This is a genomic window from Lactobacillus hamsteri DSM 5661 = JCM 6256 (assembly GCF_000615445.1).
In the GTDB taxonomy this organism is placed as follows: Bacteria; Bacillota; Bacilli; order Lactobacillales; family Lactobacillaceae; genus Lactobacillus; species Lactobacillus hamsteri.
On record NZ_BALY01000008.1, the window covers coordinates 42,600 to 59,290 of the forward strand.

Genomic DNA, 16,691 nt, shown 5'->3' on the forward strand with positions numbered 1-16,691 from the left:
TCGCCTAAGTTAAGTTAACCTCTAGGCTGATCGATAATTTCTGTTGATTAAAGGCGGGTGATACTTATCCCGCCTTTTTCTTGTCCTCAAATTAACACGGAGGTGAAGAGTCATACCAAGGAATTTGATTTTAAACGAAAGAATTCGTGCTCGCGAAGTTCGTTTAATCGATGCAGATGGTGAGCAAGTTGGTGTCGTTTCTAAGAGCGAAGCTTTGCATCAAGCTAGTGATGCAGGTTTAGACTTAGTTTTGATTTCACCAAATGCTAAGCCACCAGTTGCTCGAATTATGGATTACGGTAAATATAGATTCCAACAACAAAAGAAGCTTAAGGAATCCCGTAAGAAGTCTAAGACAGTTAGTGTCAAAGAAATTCGCTTAAGTCCTACTATTGAAGGCAACGACTTTGACACTAAGTTGAAGCATGTTAAGAAATTCCTTACTAAAGAAGGAGCAAAGGTTCGTGTTTCAATTCGTTTTAGAGGTAGAGCAATCACTCACAAGGAATTAGGACAACAAGTACTTGAAAAGATGGCCGAATCTACTTCTGATATTGCTAGTGTTATTAGCAGACCAAAGATGGAAGGTCGTTCAATGTTCTTGATGCTTGCTCCTAAGAGTGATAAGGACAAAAAGAATAAGTAGTTAATTGGAGGATTTTGAAAATGCCAAAAATGAAAACACACCGCGCTTCAGCAAAGCGTTTTAAGAGAACTGCTAATGGTGGTTTAAAGCGTCACCACGCATTTACTGGCCACCGTTTCCACGGTAAGACCAAGAAGCAACGTCGTCATTTGAGAAAAGCTGCTATGGTTTCACGCAGCGACATGAAGCGCATCAAACAGATGCTTTCCCAAATGCGTTAATAATTAATTTAGCAAGATAACGATATTTTAGGAGGAATTTCTGATGCCAAGAGTTAAAGGTGGAACTGTAACACGTAAACGTCGTAAGAAGGTTATGAAGCTTGCCAAGGGTTACCGTGGCGCAAAGCATATGCAATTTAAGGCAGCAAGCACTCAATTGTTTGTTTCCTACAAGTACGCATTCCGCGACCGTAGACGTCGTAAGAGCGAATTTAGAAAATTATGGATTGCTCGTATCAACGCAGCAGCAAGACAAAATGACATTTCTTACTCTAAGTTAATGCACGGCTTGAAGTTAGCTGGTGTTGAAATGAACCGTAAGATGTTAGCTGATGTTGCTTACAACGATTCAGAAACTTTTGCTAAGTTAGCAGAAACTGCTAAGAAAGCTTTAAACTAATAAAATAAAGAAAGGCGCGTGAAATACGCGTCTTTTTTTATCTCTAAATTTATCATTTTCGCTACTTTTCTGATAATATTAAATTAGTACATTAATGAAGGGAATTAGGGTATGTTATTTCGACCCAAATATACAATTGATACAATTTATCATTTAGATACAGATAAATTGCAGGAAATGGATGTAAAAGCAGTTTTTTCAGATTTAGATAATACTTTGCTTGCATGGAATAAATTTGAAACTGCAAAAGAAATGGATAAACTTAATCAACGTTTAGCTAAAGCGGGTATTAGATTAGTAGTTATTTCGAATAATAATGCAGAACGTGTAGGCAAAGTGCTGGATCCATATCATATTTCTTTTGTTGCTAAAGCAAGAAAGCCATTGCCATTTGCAATTACTGAGGAAAGAGAGCGCCTTGGCTTGAAGAAAACACAAGTGATGATGGTAGGAGATCAGCTCATTACTGATATGCAAGCTGGAAATTTAGCTGGTGTTCAAACTGTTTTGGTTAAGCCGTTAGTTGAAACTGATAAATGGAATACACGAATTAATCGTTTCTTTGAAAAGATTATTTTCTTCTTTTTAGCAATTTCACATAAGGTAACGTTTAAGGAGACTTTAAAGAATGGATGAAGATATTATTTGTATTGGTTGCGGAGCTATTTTGCAATCCGATGATCCAAAAAAGGCCGGTTACTTGCCAGCAAGTGCTTTAGAAAAGGCAAAAAATGAAGATAGTGATGACGTATATTGTAAACGTTGTTTCCGTTTGCGTCATTACAATGAAATTATGCCGGTTGACTTAAATAATGATGACTTTTTGGCTTTACTTAATTCTTTGGCCACTAAAAAAGCATTAATTGTTAATGTTGTCGACTTGTTTGATTTCTCAAATTCACTTCTTTCATCACTTAAGCGTTTTGTAGGTGATAATGAGTTTATTTTAGTTGGTAATAAATTTGATCTTTTTCCTAAAAACTCCCGTCAAAGCAAGATTAAGGATTGGATGAGACAAGAAGCAAACCGAATGGGGCTTCATCCTAAGAAGATTTTTTTAATTAGTGCTGCCCGTCAAAAAAATTTAGATGCATTAATTGAATACTTAAATAAGGCCTCTGAAGATCGTGATATTTACTTTGTAGGTATGACTAATGTCGGTAAATCAACATTGATTAATGCGATTATTGATAAAATGGGTGATATTCAAAATTTGATTACCACTTCACGTTTTCCTGGTACTACGCTTGATCGTATTGAAATTCCTCTTGAAAATGGTCACTTCTTGGTCGATACACCAGGAATTATGAGCAATAATCAATTGGCAACGCGTTTAAATCCTAAGGATTTAGAAAGTGTTTCTCCTAAAAAGCCACTAAAGCCAGCCACATTCCAATTATTGCCAGGTAATACTATTTTCTTAGGCGGTTTAGGAAGAATTGATTATCTTAAGGGTGAATCAACTAGTTTTACAGTTTATGCAGCTCGAGGCGTAACATTACATAGAACTAAAACTGCCAAAGCTGATGAATTTTACGAAAAACATGTTGGTGAATTATTAGTTCCTCCTACTGGCGAAAACTATGTCGGTGAACTTAAAGGACAAGAGTTCCATACAGACTATAAGAGCGATTTGCTTTTTGGCGGTATTGGCTTTGTAACTGTGCCAAAAGATTGCGTTGTAAAGACTTATACACCTGATAAAATTGGTTTAGGAATTCGTCGTGCTTTAATTTAGGGGTTAAAAAATGGTTAATGCAAAATGTGTTAAGAAATCTCCAATTACAAAGGTAGAACCAAAATTGCAAGAAGATCAAAAAGGACGTCAAATTGGAATTATGGGCGGAACTTTTAATCCTGTTCATATTGCTCACTTGGTTGCGGCTGAACAAGCAATGACTAAGCTACGTTTGGATGAAGTATGGTTTATTCCAGATAATATTCCGCCTCACAAGGATGCGCCACTTACATCAGCTAAGGATCGTGCGACAATGCTTGATTTGGCAACTCGTAATAATCCTAAATTTAGAGTAAAATTGTTAGAATTGTTCCGTGGCGGTGTTTCTTATACTGTCGATACGATGAGATATCTTAAAGAAAAGGCACCACAAAATAATTATTATTTAATCATGGGCAGTGATCAGGTAAACAGTTTCCACACTTGGAAAGAAGCATCTGAATTAGCTAAAATGGTAACTTTAGTAGGAATTCGCCGTCCGGGCTATCCGCAAGATCCGCAATATCCAATGATTTGGGTTGATGCGCCAGATATTCAATTAAGTTCCACTGCTATTCGTCGTTCTGTTTCAACGGGAACTTCAATTCGTTATTTGGTTCCGGAAGCAGTTAGAGAATATATTGAAGAGAAGGGGCTTTATCGTGACTAAGTTGTTTTTTAACGAAACTTATTCACCATTATCAAGTGATGAAATAATTGCTAAAGAAAAAGCTAATATGAATAATAAGAGATTCCAACATTGCGTTCGAGTTAGTGAAACATCTAGAAAGCTTGCCAAATTAAATGGTTATGATGAAGATAAAGCCGCACTGGCTGGCTTTGTTCATGATTATGCTAAGCAAGTCCCAATAGATGAATATCGTGAAGTTATTAAAACACAAGATTTTGATAAAGATCTTCTCAATTGGAACCGCGCTATTTGGCATGGTATTGTTGGTACATATTTTATTACACGTGATTTAAAGATTACTGATCCAGAAATTTTGCAAGCTGTGTGGCGTCATACTACTGCCGATACTGAAATGACAACACTTGATAAAATTGTTTTTATGGCCGATTTTATTGAACCTGGTCGTGATTTTCCTGGTGTTGATGAGGCACGTAAAATCACCTATGAAGATTTAGATGCCGGAGTTGGGTATCAACTAGCACATACTTTAGAATTTTTAATTGAAAATAGAAATAAGATCTATCCACGTACATTAGAAGCTTATAATGTATGGAGTGTTAAGAGTAAATAAAGGAGAAAAAATTTGAATAGTACAGAAGTTTTAGATTTTGCACTTAAAGCAATTAGTGACCGTCATGGTGAAGATACTGAAGCATATGATATGCGCGGTATTAGTATTTTAGCCGATTATTATGTAGTTACTAGCGCTGGCTCAAACCGTCAATTACATGCGATTGCAAATGCAATTGTTGAAGAAGCACATGAAAATAACTATACAGATTACCGTATTGAAGGTACCAGAGACTCTAACTGGCTTTTGCTTGACTTAGGGGATGTTGTTGTAAATATTTTCACGAAGGATTCTCGAGAATTTTATAATCTTGAAAAATTATGGGCTGACGGTAAGCGTGTAGAAATAAAGGAAGACTAGTTAAACATGAGCGTAGTTGGGATTATTGCGGAATACAATCCCTTTCATAGTGGACATGAGTTTTTATTAAATCAAGCACGATTACTTGCAGGCAATGATCCGATTATTGTTATTATGTCAGGCAATTATGTTCAGCGTGGCGAAATGGCAATAATGGATAAGTGGTCAAGAGCTAAAGCTGCTCTTCAATCAGGTGCTGATTTGGTTTTTGAAATGCCATTTTCTACATCTGTAGAGCCAGCTGATTTGTTTGCTTTGGGCAATATGGAATTGCTTAAAAAGCTGGGTGTAGAGACTTTAGTTTTTGGCGTCGAAGATGATAATTTGAATTTTGAGTATTTAGGTAAAAGAATTGCGGAAATTCCTCAGAAACATATGGATTTTCGTGATTATAGTCAAACTTACTCAACTCAATATAATCAAATGGTTGCTCGTGAAGTAGGGTATGAAGTTAATGCGCCTAATGCGATTTTAGGTTTAGCTTATGCTGTAGCTAATTATAATTTAGGCTCACCAATGTCGCTTTATCCAGTTAATCGAATTGGAGTTGGACATGATGATTTGTTAAAGCGCAATGGTGCAGTTCAAAGTGCAAGTGCGATTAGAAATCTTCTTTTGCATGGCGAAGATACTAGTCAATTAAAAACATGGCTTCCAAAATTAGAAGCTAAAGAATTAGCTGAACAGGAAATTTATCCTAATTGGAATTTATTGTTCCCATTTTTAAAATATCGTATTGAGTCTGAATCAGTTGAAGATTTACGTAAAATCTATCAAATGAGTGAAGGGCTAGAATACAAAATGAAGCAAGAAATCCATTTAGCACGTGACTTTACGGAATTTCTTCGCCGTATCAAATCTAAACGTTACACATATTCACGTTTGCGCCGGTTATGCTTGTATACCTTATTAAATATTACATATGAAGATATGGTAAAGAGCTTTAATCATGAATCACTGATGTTACTAGGTTTTAGCAAAATTGGCCGTCAATATTTAAAACAAAATCGAAAAGATTTTACAGTTGAAATTGTGTCAAAAGTTGATAAAAGAAATGCTAAAGATGGCTCTATTCATTTACAAGTAAGAGTAGACCGTCTATTTGAACAAATAATGCATGTTGATCAGAACTTTGGTCAACGTCCAATCGAGGTATAATATGCTTTCAATTAGTTATTTAAAGATTAAAAATAGCAACGCTCCACTTACGCATATCGATCGTGATGTTGAAGTAAGACCCGAATTTTTAGAACGTGGTAAAGATTTATTGTACAAAGTAAAAAATATTCACGTTTCAGGTGATTTCTTCTATGATGAACCATATGTTACTGGTAATTTTAAGGTTACTGCGGATTTAGAAGTTCCTTCAAGCAGAAGTTTGAAGCCCGTTGATTATCATGAAGAATTTACTTTTACAGAAAATTATTCTTTAGAAAACCCAACTAAAGATGAAATTGATGAAAATCCAGATCCAATCGTAAAAGTAGAAGATGATTTGATAGATTTGCAAACAGCTGTTGAAGATAACATTTTGCTCAATATTCCAGTTACAATATTAACTGAGGATGAAAAGAAAAATGATATCTATCCAGAAGGAAAAGGCTGGGAAGTTGTTTCTGAAAAATCATTTGAAGAAGGCAAGAAGAATCAAATCAATCCCGCTTTTGCAAAATTAAAGGTTCTTTTAGATAATGATGACAAGAAATAAATAAGTATCTTAAAGTAATCAACATTTTTTCTTAATGTTGATTACTTTTTTTTCTTGTTTTTACCCCTTTTTTAAAGTATCCTTTAATTATGAAACATTTATTAATGGTTATACGTAATCAAAATTAATTTTATGGACGGGATTGAATAAAACAATGGCAAAAATTCTTATTATTGAAGATGAAAAAAATTTAGCTCGCTTTGTTCAACTTGAATTGCAACACGAGAATTATGAAACTGTAGTTGAAAATAATGGTCGTAAAGGCTTAGATGATGCATTAAATAATGACTTTGATGCTATTTTACTTGATTTGATGTTGCCAGACTTAAACGGATTAGAAATTGCTCGTCGCGTGCGTCAAGCAAAGACTACGCCAATTATTATGATGACTGCACGTGATTCAGTTATTGACCGTGTATCTGGATTAGATCATGGTGCAGATGATTATATTGTAAAACCATTTGCCATTGAAGAATTATTGGCTCGTTTACGTGCTGTTTTACGTCGTGTTAAGATTGAAAAAGATGCACAAAACGTTACTGTTTCTAAGCAACAAATCGTTAAATTTAAGGATTTAACTATCGAAACTGCTAATCGTATTGTTCACCGTGGTGACGGTAAAGCAATTGATTTAACTAAGCGTGAATATAATTTGCTTATGACATTGATTGAAAATAAAAATAATGTCGTTAGTCGTGACCAACTTTTGAATAAGATTTGGGGACCAGAATCAAATATTGAAACAAATGTTGTTGAAGTATATGTTCGTTACTTGCGCAACAAGATTGACGCTCCAGGTCAACCATCTTACATTAAGACTGTACGTGGTACAGGTTATATGGTAAGAGATGAAGATGATGACAAGTAGTAGTCAAGCTAAGAAGAAAAAGAAAGAGGCTAAACACTCATCGTTAATTGTACGATGGGTTAGTATCGTTTCATTGACGATAGTAGTCTCTTTTGTTATTTTTTCAGTAATTATTTATTCAACAGTAAGTCAGCAAACTTTAAATCAGCAAGAGGAAACTTCTAATCGGGTAATTGTTACTTTAAACAGGCAATTGAGCCCGATTTCTGAGAAACTGCAAATTTCAAATGTTGTTCCGGCACTTTCACCAAGTACTAGACGTTTATTAAAAGGCGGCCCCAATATTAAGGATGAAAATGATGCGAATAATGCCTTTAGTGATGATCTAATTTCGTCAATTTCTAACCCTGATATTAGTGTTGCTGTTTATAATAAACACGATGAGGTGGTATTCACTAACGGAAATAATACTCCTGAATATCATGCCTTTAAGGGTGACTATCATACAGAAAAATTACAAACTGATGATGGGACAGTCTTGAAAAGCTATCAAAAGATCGTATCGAGTACAACAAATAAGGTAATAGGATATATTATCGTAACTAATCGAATGACTTACTATAATCATTTGATGAGTAATTTGCTTCGTTGGATGATTATTATTTCCGTTGTAGCAATTATTATCTTTATTTTGATTGCTTTTATCGTTGTAAGAGATGTGGTAAATCCAATTAAAGAAATGTCGAAAGTTGCTCGTGAAGTTAATGATGATCCGAATAGCAACGTTAGAATTCGCGATTTTGATCGCAATGATGAATTAGGAGATTTAGCTGTTTCTTTCAATAAAATGCTGGATCGCATGCAACGTTATATTGATCAACAAAAACAATTTGTGGGGGATGTTTCTCATGAATTGCGGACACCTGTTGCAGTAATTGAAGGTCACTTGAATATGCTTGAAAGATGGGGCAAGGATGATCCTGAAATTTTGGATGAGTCGATTAAAGCATCGCTTCAAGAAGCTGATCGAATGAAGCACTTAATTCAAGAAATGCTTGATTTGACTAGAGCCGAACAAATCGATGTTCAATATCCAAATGCGATTACTAGGGCTGCAGATGTTTTAAAACGGGTAACTAGTGATATGGCAATGGTTCATAAGGACTTTAATGTTCAACTTGATATTGATGATTTGCCGGAAGATACGATGATTCAAATTTACCAAGGGCATTTGGAACAAATTTTGGTAATTCTGATTGATAACGGTATTAAATATTCTACGGATCGAAAACAGATCAATGTTTCTGCGGATGTTACCGAAGATCAAATGCATATTATTGTTCAAGACTTTGGTGAAGGAATTTCTGAAGAAGATCAAGCAAAGATTTTCAATCGTTTCTACAGAGTAGATAAAGCTAGAACGCGTGAAAAAGGTGGAAATGGCTTAGGCTTATCAATTGCCCAAAAATTAGTTGAAAGTTATCGTGGTGAAATTAGTGTTGAATCTGTTCTAGGTCAAGGAAGCCAATTTAAGGTTGTCTTCCCAGTTCTATCATCAAAAGATGTGGAACGACTAGAAGGGAAAAATGATCTTTCCGATGATAGCGATAATTTAAAGTAAAACAAAAAGGATTTGGTTAACCAAATCCTTTTTTACTGCAGAATTCTTTTATTTATTTTTTCGATTTTGCTTACCTTGATTGCGCTTGCGCAAATCTTGATGTAATTCTTTAGCTTGAGGGTTGCTGTTTTCAGAAGAACCGCCATTGAAGAGATTATCAATATCTGCCTTAGTAACAACAACCGCAGCAGGTTTTTCTTTAAGTTCTTTAGCAACACGTGCTTTTTCACGAGGCATGATGAAGAATGTAACAATAATTTGTTGAATAATCATCATGAAGTTACCGGCTGCCCAGTAAAGAGCCAAAGCACCAGAGAAGGAAAGACTGAAGAATAATGTCATAATAGGGTTCATGAACATCATTGATTGCATAGTTTTCTTTTGTTCTTCTGGAATACCGATAAGTGAAATATAACCTTGAATTACGGCAAAAACAGTAGCGACAATTGCTAAAATAACAGATTTGCTACTTAAAGAGATTCCAAAGAATGAAGCATGTTTCAAAACGCCTGAATAGGCTACGGCTTGGTAAATACCAATCATGATAGGCATTTGAATGATAAGTGGTAAACAGCCGATACCGCCTGTTAGTGAAACATTATTTTTGGAATATAGTTCACGTTGCCAAGCAGACAATTGCATTTGTTGTTCTTGAGTAATTGGCTTGCGACGCATTCCTTCTTGAATTAATTTCATTTGAGGTTGAAGGCGAGCCATCTTTTCTTGTTGAGTAACGCTCTTCTTTTGTTGAGAAAGCATTAATGGCATTAAGATAAGACGAACAACCAAAGTAATAATAACGATTGCCCAACCGGCCCCGTTAACGCCGCCAATGGCATGTGCAGTTTTAAGCATCACGTTTTGAAGTGGCAAACTAATCCATTGGAATATCCAGCCGTAGATACCACCATGAGGTGGTGTATTGATTTTAATATTTCCTGTTGAACAACCTGTAACGATTAGCGTTACTAAAAGAACTAATGCAATTAGTCCTAAATATTTACGATATTTTTTCATTAAATCACCCGATAATTTTCTATTAACTCTTAATATAATACATGAAAACCATGCATTTTATCTACCTTTGAAAGTTTTTCTACATCAATATTTTCAATATGTGCAAATGGAGAAATATTATCAGGAAGATTGTTAATAAATTCAGTGACTTGATCCTTAGTTGCCTGCAACATAATTGTTACTGTCATATCAGGGTTATTCTTAACAGTACCGCTTAATCCTAGGCTTTGAGCATAGTTTAAAACGCTCCAACGAAATCCAACACCTTGAACAGTGCCAGAAGCAGTTAATTTCCAAGTTTCCATGTAAAATCCTTTCTTGCAAGTTTTTATTCATTCCAACTTTGATTCTACCATGTTAATTTTAGTTAATCTCGTTTAAAATGGAAACAGTAGAAAGAGGAACATATTTATGCAACAAATTAGTTCAGTTAATAACAAATTAGTTAAAGAATTAGCCAAGTTAAATAAAAAGAAATATCGTGAGGATACCGGATTATATATTATTGAAGGTTTTCATTTATTTGAAGAAGCATTAAAGGCAAATCGCAGATATCAATATCTTTTAGGTACTGAAGATGCTTTGGCTAAAGCTGAAGAAGATTATGACGTTGATTTATCAGCCAAAAATGTAATTTTAATTAATAAAGCAATTGCTCGTCATTTAAGTTCAACTAAGAATTCGCAAGAAATTTTTATGGTTTTGAAGATCTCGCAGCCAAAGGAATTTCCATTTAATTATGGTAAATGGGTCTTGCTTGATAATTTAGCCGATCCTGGAAATGTTGGAACTATTATCAGAACGGCTGATGCGGCTGGTTTTGATGGAGTGATCTTATCACCTGAAAGCGTTGATTTATATAATCCTAAGACTCAACGTGCTATGCAAGGCAGTCAATTCCATATTGATTTAATTATCAGTGACTTAGTTGATGCGATTAATCAATTTGAATCAAATGGTATTCCTGTTTATGCCAGCATGTTAGATAAAACTGCCAAAAAACTTCCAGATTTTGAACCGGTCCCACAATTAGGCCTAGTTATTGGGAATGAAGCTCATGGCGTAAGTGATTTTATTGCTAAATTGAGTGATGAAAAATTGTATATTCCAATTAAAGGTCAAGCCGAATCTTTGAATGCGGCAGTTGCAGCGGGCATTATGATTTATCATTTTGCTTAAGCAGTTTTCCTTGTTTTTAGTAAGTGAATTTCATATAATAATCTTACATCTAAAAATAATATTTAATTTGTTAGTAATACATAATGTTAAAAATATAAAAGCTATGAGGGGATCTATATGACTCAAGGAGTACAATCAAAAACAGGCTGTCAAAAACCTGAAGATTATGAACTTTGTAATCACTTTATAAACGCATTCCAAATTATTGGTAAGAAGTGGAATGGTTTAATTATTAGCTCATTGTGTGATACAGAAGATATGCGCTTCAAGGATTTAGCACGTTGCATTACAGCATGTTCAGATCGTGTTTTAGTTGAAAGACTAAAAGAATTGGAAAAAGAAGATATTGTTAAACGCTCAGTTAACAAAGATACAGGTATTATTTCTTATGGTTTAACTGAAAAAGGCGCAGAACTTAAGCCTGTTTTTGACACAGTTCATAATTGGGCTGATAAATGGGCTTAAAAAGCTTGCAAGATAAAATAAAATGAATTATCCTATTAATTAATTACTAAGATCAAGACTAGTAACATGGATTGTTTTCAGAAAGAGAGCCTTTTTTATAAGCTGAAAGAAAAGGTAAAGCATGAATTGTGAATTTCATCTTGGGAGTAGGATTTAATCAGTTCCGGTATTTCACCGTTATCGAAAACTTGAGTGTGGATATATTGTATCCAAACTAGGGTGGTACCGCGAAGCTTCGTCCCTTTTTAGGGATGAGGCTTTTTTTATTGAAAGGAAAGAATTAATGGACTTATTTGATAAGTTGAAAGAGCTCCGTCAACAAGGGCTTGATGAAATCAAAAAAGCTTCTGATGAAAAGAAGTTAAATGAAGTTCGTGTTGAGCTTGTAGGACGTAAAGGTGAATTAACCAAGATTTTACACTCAATGAAGGAAATTGCCCCAGAAGACCGTCGTGAAGTTGGTCAAAAGGTTAATGAATTGCGTGATTTATTTAACACTCAATTGAATGAAGCCAAGGATTCAATTCTTGCAGCATTAGTTGCTAAGAAGATGGAAGAAGAAAGAATCGATGTAACTCTTCCAGGTCGTAAGGCTCATCTTGGTTCAAAGCACCCAATTTATGTGATTTTGGATGATTTGGAAGCTTATTTCATTGGTATGGGCTACAAAGTAGTTCAAGGCCCAGAAATTGAAACTGATCATTATTGTTTTGAAATGATGAACTTGCCAAAAGATCACCCAGCTCGTGATATGCAAGCAACTTTCTATATTGATGATGAAGACTTGCTTAGAACTCAAACTTCAGGTGACCAAGCTCGTGTTCTTGAAAAGCATGATTTCTCAAAGGGTCCTTTGAAGATGGTTGGTCCTGGTAAGGTTTACCGTCGTGACGATGACGACGCAACTCACTCTCACCAATTTATGCAAATGGAAGGTTTAGTTGTTGATAAGCACGTTACAATGAGCGATTTAAAGGGTACTTTGGAAATGATCGCTAAGCATATGTTTGGTCAAGACCGTAAGACTCGTCTTCGTCCAAGTTACTTCCCATTTACTGAACCTTCAGTTGAAATGGACGTATCATGCTTTAACTGTGATGGTAAGGGATGTCCAATTTGTAAATATACTGGCTGGATCGAAGTATTAGGTGCTGGTATGGTTCACCCTAATGTTTTGGAAAATGCTGGAATTGATTCAAATGTATATGGCGGTTTTGCCTTTGGTTTAGGTTTGGATCGTTTTGCTATTCTTAAGTATGGTATCGATGACATTCGTGATTTCTACACAAACGATGTTCGTTTCTTAGAACAATTCCGTAAGGAGGAAGATTAATGCTAGTTTCATATAATTGGTTACAAGATTTTCTTGATTTGGATGTAGATCCAAAAGATTTAGCAGAAAAAATTACAAGAACTGGCGTTGAAATCGCCTCAGTTGACCACCCACAAGAAGGCTTGAAAAAGTTAGTTGTAGGTCATGTTCTTGATTGTGATGGTGTTGAAGGTACTCACCTTCACTTAACTCATGTTGATGTTGGCGAAGATGAACCTTTGCAAATTGTCTGCGGTGCCCCTAATGTTGCAGCAGGCGAAGATGTTATTGTTGCTCTTCACGGTGCTCGTATTGCGGGTAATGAAAAGATTAAAAAGGGTAAAATCCGTGGTATGGAAAGTTACGGCATGATCTGTGGCTTGCAAGAAATTGGTTTTGCCGATAGTGTTGTTCCTGAAAAGTACGCAGATGGAATTTTTGTTTTCCCAGAAGATGCGGATGTTAAGCCTGGCGACGATGTATATCATGCTTTAGGTATGGATGATTACATTTTAGACTTTGATATCACGCCTAACCGTGCTGATACTTTATCAATGGAAGGCTCAGCTTATGAAGTTGGTGCAATTGTTGATCAAAAGCCTAAGATTGAAGACGTTGTATTAAAAGAAGATGGCCCTGACTGGACTTCAGAGCTTAATGCAGAAGTTGATGAAAAGTTAGCTCCAAAATACTACTTAAGAAAAGTTTCTGGCGTTAAAATTAGCGAGAGTCCATTATGGATGCAAAGACGTCTTTGGAATGCTGGTATTCGTCCAATTAATAATGTTGTGGATGTTACTAACTATGTAATGCTTTTGACTGGTCAACCAATGCACGCTTATGATGCAAGAACTTTTAAGGATGGCAAGCTTGTAGTTAGAAAAGCTGAAAAGGGTGAAAAGCTTACTCTTCTTAATGATAAGGAAGTTGAACTTGATCCAAACGATATTATTATTACTGATGGCAAGGAACCTGTAATGATGGCTGGTGTCATGGGTGGCAAGAATTCAGAAGTTGAAGACGATACAACTGACGTGATTTTGGAATCAGCTGTCTTTGACGGAACTTTGGTACGTAAAGCAGCTCTTCGTCACGCAAACAGAACCGAAGCTTCAAGTCGTTTTGAAAAGGGCATTAACTGGGACAATACTCAAAAAGCTCTTGATATGGCAGCACTTCTTCTTAGAAATGATGCAAACGGAACTATTAATGAAGGCGAAATTAAAGCAACAGATGCTCAAAGAAAGCCTGCTGTTGTTAAGACTACAATTTCATACATTAATAAAGTTTTAGGTACAGAATTATCAAACGATGAAATGGTTAAGATTTTTGATCGTTTGAACTTTGAAACTGAAGTTGATGGTGATGACTTAACTGTTACTGTTCCTAACAGAAGATGGGATATTGCTATTCCAGCCGACTTGGTTGAAGAAGTTGGTCGTATTTATGGTTATGATAATTTGAAGTCAACTCAACCATTAGTTGCGGAAACTCATGGAGGCTATTCAGAAGCCGAAACCAAGATGCGTCGCCTTAAGAAGATCGTTGAAGGTCAAGGCATGATGGAAGCAATTTCTTACTCATTGACTTCACCTGAAAAGGCTGTTCGTTACACTATGGATCCTAAGGCAACTGTTCAAGTTCAAATGCCACTTAACTCAAGTCGTTCAACTATGCGTGAAAACTTGATGACAGGATTGGTTGATGCAGCAAGCTACAACATGGCACGTAAGCAAAATCAATTGGCATTCTTTGAACAAGGCCGCGTTTATGATCATGATGGTGGAACTTTCAATGAACATGAACACTTAGCAACTTTATACGCAGGCAATACTTTTGAAGATAATTGGCAACACCAAACTCAAAAGATTGACTTCTACTTTGTTAAGGGTCAACTTGAAGATTTATTTGAAGCTGTTGGTATTGATGAAAGCAAGATCGAATACAAGGCTGCAGAAATTGATGGTATGCACCCAACTCGTACAGCTGCAATTTACTTAGACAAAGAATACATTGGTATGATCGGTATGATTGCTCATGCTGTAACTATGGCTGATAAGGCTCTTCGTGGTTCAGAACTCTATGGTTATGAATTAGATCTTGATAAATTAGATGCTCATATTCAGAAGGGTATGACTGCTAAGCCAGCACCTAAGTTCCCAGCTATTGAACGTGATTTGTCAATCTTAGTAAATAAAGATGACAGCAATCGTGATGTAGAAAACGTCATTCGTGCTAATGCTGGCAAATACTTGGTAAATCTTAAGGTTATCGATGTTTATGCAGGTAGCCATATTGAACCAGGCAAGAAGAGTTTGGCTTACAATTTAACCTTCTTGAATGAAAAAGATACTTTAACTGATGAAGTTGTTAACAAGGCAATGGATAAGGTTATGGCAGCCCTTAAGGATGATTTAAACGCAAAAATCCGTTAAAGGTTGACTTTAATCGTATAAACCAATATCATTGATCATTGCATAAGAGATTAATTTTAATTGCTAAGGAGTATAGCTATGGCAGAAAAATCATTTCCAATGACTGCTGAAGGTAAAGAAAAACTTGAAGCAGAATTAAAAGACTTAAAGTTAGTTAAGCGTCCAGAAGTTATTAAAAGAATAAAGGTTGCACGTTCATTTGGTGACTTATCAGAAAACTCAGAATACGATGCAGCTAAGGATGAACAAAGTCACTTAGAAGATAGAATTGCGCAAGTTGAAGAAATGCTTAAGTATGCGCAAGTTGTTGATGCAGACTCTGTTGATCCAAACGAAGTTGCTGTTGGTAAGACAATTACCTATACTGAAGTTGGTGAAGATGATCCTGAAACTTACACTATCGTAGGTAGTGATGAATCAGATCCTTTGAATGGTAAGATTTCAAACGATTCACCAATCGCTCAAGCTTTGCTTGGCAAGAAGAAGGGTGAAACAGTTACAATCACTACTCCTGGTGGCAAGTTTGACGTTGTAATTAACAAGGTTGAAGCTTAATTAAAAAAGATCAGGGTAAATCCTGATCTTTTTTGTTTAGAGAGGTTTTAAAATGAGAAAAATTGGAATTATCGGCATGGGTCATGTAGGTGCAACTGTTGCTTATACCTTGTTTACTCATGGAATTGCAGATGAATTAGTTTTAATTGATAAAGACGAAGATAAAGTAACTGCTGAATACAATGATTTGCACGATACTTTAGCAAGAAATAATACTTTTGTTAATGTAAGAATGCAAGATTGGGATGCTTTAAAAGATGCAGATATCATTGTAACTGCATTTGGCGATATTGCTGCTTCTGTTAAGACTGGTGATCGTTTTGGTGAAGTTAAGTTAAATGCTGCTAATGCCAAAGAAGTCGGTAAGAAGATTAAAGATAGTGGCTTTAAAGGTATTATTATTAATATTTCTAACCCTTGTGACGTTGTTTCTCAAATTTTGCAAAAAACGACTGGTTTTAAAGAAAATAGAGTCTTTGGTACAGGAACATTTCTTGATACAGCTAGAATGCAAAGAATTGTTGGGGAAAAATTAAACCAGGATCCTCGCAATGTTGAAGGCTTTGTACTTGGTGAACATGGCTCATCACAATTTACTGCTTGGTCAACTGTTCGTGTTAACAACAAGATTGCTTTACAATTGTTTAGTGAAGATGAACAAGAAAAGATTAGTGAACAATCAAATAAGAATGCATTCTTAGTAGCTAAGGGCAAGGGCTACACAAGCTATGCTATTGCCACTTGTGCTGTTCGCTTAGTTGAAGCTGTCTTTAGTGATGCACGCTTATATTGTCCAGTTTCAACATACAATCCAGAATTTAAGACTTACATTGGTTATCCAGCTATTGTGGGTCGTGATGGTGTTGAAGAATTAATTCCATTGAAATTAACTGAAGAAGAACGCAATAAACTTGCTACTTCAGCTGATAAGATCAAAGAAAACGTGGATAAACTTAGTTAATACTGAAAAATTTATATATTAAAA

At 35.5% G+C, this 16,691-nt stretch carries 20 protein-coding genes and 2 other annotated features (1 of these 22 only partly in view); of the genes, 18 read left to right on the top strand and 2 right to left on the bottom strand.

All coding sequences use genetic code 11. The features are described from left to right. Nucleotides 1-87, top strand: a sequence feature (ribosomal protein L20 leader region); it begins 25 nt to the left of the window's first position. A 37-nt stretch (nucleotides 88-124) separates the two neighbouring features. From infC to JCM6256_RS03510, 12 genes are all read left to right on the top strand, one after another. Then, complete coding sequence (gene infC / locus JCM6256_RS03455; RefSeq protein ID WP_025080416.1) at nucleotides 125-646, top strand: translation initiation factor IF-3; 522 nt, start codon at nucleotides 125-127, stop codon at nucleotides 644-646. 20 nt (nucleotides 647-666) lie between these two features. Beyond that, on the top strand, nucleotides 667-867 hold the full coding sequence (gene rpmI / locus JCM6256_RS03460) for a 50S ribosomal protein L35 (protein ID WP_006351599.1): 201 nt from the start codon (nucleotides 667-669) through the stop codon (nucleotides 865-867). A gap of 43 nt (nucleotides 868-910) precedes the next feature. After that, nucleotides 911-1,267 carry a 50S ribosomal protein L20 gene (gene rplT, locus JCM6256_RS03465; RefSeq protein WP_025080417.1) on the top strand — a complete coding sequence of 119 codons (357 nt, stop codon included), beginning with the start codon at nucleotides 911-913 and terminating at the stop codon, nucleotides 1,265-1,267. Nucleotides 1,268-1,378: 111 nt separating this feature from the next. Continuing rightward, nucleotides 1,379-1,903, top strand: a complete 525-nt coding sequence (locus tag JCM6256_RS03470) for a YqeG family HAD IIIA-type phosphatase (RefSeq protein ID WP_025080418.1) — start codon at nucleotides 1,379-1,381, stop codon at nucleotides 1,901-1,903. Further along, nucleotides 1,896-3,005 (top strand): ribosome biogenesis GTPase YqeH, encoded by a 1,110-nt coding sequence (yqeH, locus tag JCM6256_RS03475; RefSeq protein ID WP_025080419.1) that lies wholly within the window; start codon nucleotides 1,896-1,898, stop codon nucleotides 3,003-3,005. The genes JCM6256_RS03470 and yqeH overlap by 8 nt, the downstream gene beginning before the upstream one ends. Nucleotides 3,006-3,015: 10 nt before the next feature. After that, complete coding sequence (locus tag JCM6256_RS03480) at nucleotides 3,016-3,654, top strand: nicotinate-nucleotide adenylyltransferase (protein ID WP_025080420.1); 639 nt, start codon at nucleotides 3,016-3,018, stop codon at nucleotides 3,652-3,654. After that, nucleotides 3,647-4,246, top strand: coding sequence for a bis(5'-nucleosyl)-tetraphosphatase (symmetrical) YqeK (yqeK, locus tag JCM6256_RS03485; protein WP_025080421.1), 600 nt, complete (start codon nucleotides 3,647-3,649; stop codon nucleotides 4,244-4,246). The genes JCM6256_RS03480 and yqeK overlap by 8 nt, the downstream gene beginning before the upstream one ends. 12 nt (nucleotides 4,247-4,258) lie before the next feature. Further along, entirely contained in the window at nucleotides 4,259-4,606 is a 348-nt protein-coding gene (rsfS, locus tag JCM6256_RS03490) for a ribosome silencing factor (protein ID WP_025080422.1), read from the top strand. Nucleotides 4,607-4,612: 6 nt separating this feature from the next. Continuing rightward, entirely contained in the window at nucleotides 4,613-5,764 is a 1,152-nt protein-coding gene (locus tag JCM6256_RS03495; RefSeq protein WP_025080423.1) for a nucleotidyltransferase, read from the top strand. A gap of 1 nt (nucleotide 5,765) precedes the next feature. Beyond that, nucleotides 5,766-6,314: a YceD family protein gene (locus tag JCM6256_RS03500; protein ID WP_025080424.1), complete on the top strand. Its 549-nt coding sequence runs from the start codon at nucleotides 5,766-5,768 to the stop codon at nucleotides 6,312-6,314. A 154-nt stretch (nucleotides 6,315-6,468) separates the two neighbouring features. Next, nucleotides 6,469-7,182 (top strand): response regulator transcription factor, encoded by a 714-nt coding sequence (locus tag JCM6256_RS03505; RefSeq protein ID WP_025080425.1) that lies wholly within the window; start codon nucleotides 6,469-6,471, stop codon nucleotides 7,180-7,182. Next, a complete protein-coding gene (locus JCM6256_RS03510) occupies nucleotides 7,163-8,743 on the top strand; it encodes a HAMP domain-containing sensor histidine kinase (protein WP_025080426.1) in 1,581 nt (526 codons plus the stop codon). Before JCM6256_RS03505 ends, JCM6256_RS03510 begins: the two co-directional genes overlap by 20 nt. Before the next feature lie 48 nt (nucleotides 8,744-8,791). On the opposite strand, the gene yidC is transcribed toward JCM6256_RS03510, so the two are convergent. After that, complete coding sequence (gene yidC / locus JCM6256_RS03515) at nucleotides 8,792-9,760, bottom strand: membrane protein insertase YidC (RefSeq protein WP_025080427.1); 969 nt, start codon at nucleotides 9,758-9,760, stop codon at nucleotides 8,792-8,794. 29 nt (nucleotides 9,761-9,789) lie between these two features. Beyond that, a complete protein-coding gene (locus tag JCM6256_RS03520) occupies nucleotides 9,790-10,065 on the bottom strand; it encodes an acylphosphatase (protein ID WP_025080428.1) in 276 nt (91 codons plus the stop codon). Nucleotides 10,066-10,171: 106 nt separating this feature from the next. Between JCM6256_RS03520 and JCM6256_RS03525 the strand changes: the two genes are divergently transcribed. The 6 genes from JCM6256_RS03525 to JCM6256_RS03550 all read left to right on the top strand — a co-directional run bounded on the left by JCM6256_RS03525 (nucleotide 10,172) and on the right by JCM6256_RS03550 (nucleotide 16,667). After that, nucleotides 10,172-10,939 (top strand): TrmH family RNA methyltransferase, encoded by a 768-nt coding sequence (locus tag JCM6256_RS03525; RefSeq protein WP_025080429.1) that lies wholly within the window; start codon nucleotides 10,172-10,174, stop codon nucleotides 10,937-10,939. 117 nt (nucleotides 10,940-11,056) lie between these two features. Further along, nucleotides 11,057-11,404 (top strand): winged helix-turn-helix transcriptional regulator, encoded by a 348-nt coding sequence (locus JCM6256_RS03530; protein ID WP_025080430.1) that lies wholly within the window; start codon nucleotides 11,057-11,059, stop codon nucleotides 11,402-11,404. A gap of 39 nt (nucleotides 11,405-11,443) precedes the next feature. Further along, nucleotides 11,444-11,650, top strand: a binding site (T-box leader). 37 nt (nucleotides 11,651-11,687) lie between these two features. After that, on the top strand, nucleotides 11,688-12,737 hold the full coding sequence (pheS, locus tag JCM6256_RS03535) for a phenylalanine--tRNA ligase subunit alpha (protein WP_025080431.1): 1,050 nt from the start codon (nucleotides 11,688-11,690) through the stop codon (nucleotides 12,735-12,737). Further along, a complete protein-coding gene (gene pheT, locus JCM6256_RS03540) occupies nucleotides 12,737-15,151 on the top strand; it encodes a phenylalanine--tRNA ligase subunit beta (RefSeq protein ID WP_025080432.1) in 2,415 nt (804 codons plus the stop codon). Before pheS ends, pheT begins: the two co-directional genes overlap by 1 nt. A 78-nt stretch (nucleotides 15,152-15,229) precedes the next feature. After that, nucleotides 15,230-15,706, top strand: coding sequence for a transcription elongation factor GreA (greA, locus tag JCM6256_RS03545; protein ID WP_025080433.1), 477 nt, complete (start codon nucleotides 15,230-15,232; stop codon nucleotides 15,704-15,706). Between the two features lie 52 nt (nucleotides 15,707-15,758). Next, complete coding sequence (locus JCM6256_RS03550) at nucleotides 15,759-16,667, top strand: L-lactate dehydrogenase (RefSeq protein ID WP_025080434.1); 909 nt, start codon at nucleotides 15,759-15,761, stop codon at nucleotides 16,665-16,667. The last annotated feature ends 24 nt before the right edge of the window (nucleotides 16,668-16,691 follow it).